The sequence below is a fragment of the Halobacterium sp. CBA1126 genome (assembly GCF_009741975.1).
In the GTDB taxonomy this organism is placed as follows: domain Archaea; phylum Halobacteriota; class Halobacteria; order Halobacteriales; family Halobacteriaceae; genus Halobacterium.
Window position 1 is genome coordinate 1 of record NZ_WPCF01000177.1, and the last position, 2,636, is coordinate 2,636.

Genomic DNA, 2,636 nt, shown 5'->3' on the forward strand with positions numbered 1-2,636 from the left:
CGAGGCCGAGGTCGCGGAGCACGAACACGGGGTCGGTCGCCAGCGCGACCACGCGGCCCCCCACGTCCACGACGCCGAAGTCCGCGCCGTACGTCGGGCCGAGGCGGACGTCCGCGCGGTCCGCGCCCGTCCGCCCCGCGACGTGCTCCTCGAAGAACCGCCGGCTCGCCTTCCCGGAGTCCATACCCGCCGTTGGCCTGCCCGCCACAAGTACCCCGGCGGTTCCGCGCCCGGATGGCACCCCCTGCCGAAAGTCAAAGCCCTTTACGTCGGGGCGACTTACGTGCGGTCAAGGAAGACCATGCAGGGACAGAACCAGCAGCAGGCCTACGACCGCGGTATCACGATCTTCTCGCCCGACGGCCGCCTCTACCAGGTGGAGTACGCCCGCGAGGCCGTCAAGCGAGGCACCGCGAGCATCGGCGTCCGCACCGCGGAGGGCGTCGTCCTCGTCGTGGACAAGCGCACGCGCTCGCCGCTCCTCGAGGGCTCCAGCGTCGAGAAGCTCCACAAGGTCGACGACCACGTCGGCGCCGCCAGCGCCGGTCACGTCGCCGACGCCCGCAAGCTCGTGGACTTCGCGCGCCAGCAGTCCCAGGTCGAGCGCGTCCGCTACGACGAGCCCATCGGCGTCCGCACGCTCACGAAGGAGGTCACCGACCACATCCAGCAGTACACGCAGGTCGGCGGCGCGCGCCCGTTCGGCGTCGCCCTCCTCATCGCCGGCATCTCGGACGGCGAGCCCCGCCTCTTCGAGACCGACCCCTCCGGCACCTCCAACGAGTGGAAGGCCGTCGCCATCGGCTCCGACCGCTCGACGATCCAGGAGTTCCTCGAGGACGAGTACGAGACCGACCTCACGCTCGACGAGGGCGTCGAGCTCGCGCTCCGCGCGCTCAGCGAGGGCCGCGACGACGAGCTCTCCCCGGAGGGCGTCGGCGTCGCTACCGTGAGCGCCGAGTCCGAGCTGTTCCGCGAGCTCGAGACCGAGGAGACCGCCGAACACCTCGAAGCCCTCGAATAGCGCCCCGGCGAGCCGCGCCCCCGCAGCAGTCCTTTTCCGCGCTCGCACCCTCCGTTCTTGCATGCACACCGAACCCGACCAGTCCGCCGAAACGCCGATTCGCGTCGCCGACGGCGACGAGCTCGACGACGTCCTCGCGGCCCACGACCGCGTGCTCGTGGACTTCTACACGAAGGGCTGTTCGCTCTGTCAGGCCATCGAGCCGGTCCTCGGGAACGTGGCGAAGGCCACGGGCGTCACGGTCGCGATGGTCAACCCCGGCGACGACATCTCGCTCGTCGAGGAGTGGGCCATCACGAGCGCGCCGACGCTCGTGCTCGTGGAAGAAGGCGAAGAAGTCGGCCGGCTCGCGGACGGCTTCAAGGGCGGCGACGAGATCGAGGCGTTCCTCGACGCCCACCTCGACTAGTCGTCGCGGCCGGCTCGGGGGCGTCGCGCTCGGTGACGTCCGGGAGGTGGGGGTCGCGGTTCGGGTTCCGGCCGTACGCCGGCAGCCCGTCGTCTAACTGTTCTTTGAGGACGCGCCGCAGCCGGTTCAGGCTCGTCGTGTCGAGGCCGTAGCGCTCCGCGAGCTCCGCGAACGCGGGGTCGTCGGTGACGTCGTGGCTGCGGTAGCGCTCGTAGAGGTCGGTCATGCGGTCCTGCGAGAGCTCGCCCGCGTCGAGGTCGTCCAGCCCGAAGTACCGGCGGCGGTCGACGTCGAGACGTGGCGGATGACCACGAGCGCGACCTTCTCGATGGCGCGCTGGCTGCCGAACTCCGTGAGGTCGATCTCGCCCATCACGCCGAGCGCGACGTCGCGCTGCCACGGCGTCACGCCGACCGCGTTGCAGAGCGCCTGCGTCGTGCGCAGGCGGTCGAGGTAGTGCGTGCGGCGGCTGTGCCCCTCGGTCGCGGTGTGGCGCTCCTCGTGGAGCCGCCGCACGCTCTCCGAGAGGTCCGCGTCCGGGGACTCGGCGCGCCCGATGACGGTCGCGCTCGGGGAGACGACGCCCCACTTCCGGACCGTGGTGTCCCGCTGGGCTTCCGCGCGGGAGAGCGCGCCCGAGCCCGGCCGGTGTTCGACGCGCCGCTCGTCCCGTGTCTCCCAGCGAATCCGGTCGCCGCCGTCCGCGCTCATCACCGGTACCTGCGGCCTCACGCGGTTTAAACTCTCGGCCGGTAGCGCCGGTAGTGTTCAGATTAGCTGATTCCATGCGAAGCTGAACGATCTGAGCCAATCGTCGGCGGTATCTGCTTTGGCGTTGCTGAAACAGTTTGAGAACGAGGAGGTTCGTCGTTTTTATCTCTCGAAAGACACGTTCTACGCTATTCCGATTCCCATGTTTTTCATATCGGAATCGGAGCCCGTGTCGCTGACAGGCGTCTTTCAGTGTGGGTGCGCCATCGACGGAGGAAACACGGCATTCATCGACGTCGTGTTTCTCCCGGAGGTCCGCGAAAAACGAGCGAGCAATCATGTTCGTACGCGTCGGGTTCAAGCGTTGTATGGAGTAATTCGTTTGTTTCTGGATCGACAGCAGCGTACAGCCAGTACTGCTCGTTATTGAGTCGGATTCACGGTTTCATCAACCGCAACGTGATCCGGAGTCCGTCCAGACTCGGGCTGTAG

At 68.2% G+C, this 2,636-nt stretch carries 2 protein-coding genes and 3 pseudogenes; 2 read left to right on the forward strand and 3 right to left on the reverse strand.

What is annotated here, in order from left to right; all coding sequences use genetic code 11:
- A pseudogene (locus GJ634_RS14845) lies at positions 1-184 on the reverse strand (hydrogenase expression protein); the annotation flags it as partial.
- Between the two features lie 117 nt (positions 185-301).
- Between GJ634_RS14845 and psmA the strand changes: the two are divergent.
- The gene (psmA, locus tag GJ634_RS14850; protein ID WP_157503612.1) at positions 302-1,024 is read left to right on the forward strand and encodes an archaeal proteasome endopeptidase complex subunit alpha; all 723 of its coding nucleotides are present in this window, start codon (positions 302-304) and stop codon (positions 1,022-1,024) included.
- A gap of 61 nt (positions 1,025-1,085) precedes the next feature.
- On the forward strand, positions 1,086-1,433 hold the full coding sequence (locus GJ634_RS14855; protein WP_157503613.1) for a co-chaperone YbbN: 348 nt from the start codon (positions 1,086-1,088) through the stop codon (positions 1,431-1,433).
- Here GJ634_RS14855 and GJ634_RS17045 read toward each other — a convergent pair.
- Both GJ634_RS17045 and GJ634_RS14865 read right to left on the reverse strand, forming a co-directional pair.
- Positions 1,384-2,144, reverse strand: a pseudogene (locus GJ634_RS17045) (DNA-directed RNA polymerase subunit epsilon). The gene GJ634_RS14855 and the pseudogene GJ634_RS17045 sit on opposite strands and share 50 nt — an antisense overlap.
- A gap of 57 nt (positions 2,145-2,201) precedes the next feature.
- A pseudogene (locus GJ634_RS14865) lies at positions 2,202-2,636 on the reverse strand (IS6 family transposase); the annotation flags it as partial.

What these genes read in the sequence shown, in the direction of transcription:
- GJ634_RS14855 (WP_157503613.1), top strand. Translation starts at nt 1,086, where the DNA reads ATGCACACCGAACCCGACCAGTCCGCCGAAACGCCGATTCGCGTCGCC.
- psmA (WP_157503612.1), top strand. Translation starts at nt 302, where the DNA reads ATGCAGGGACAGAACCAGCAGCAGGCCTACGACCGCGGTATCACGATC.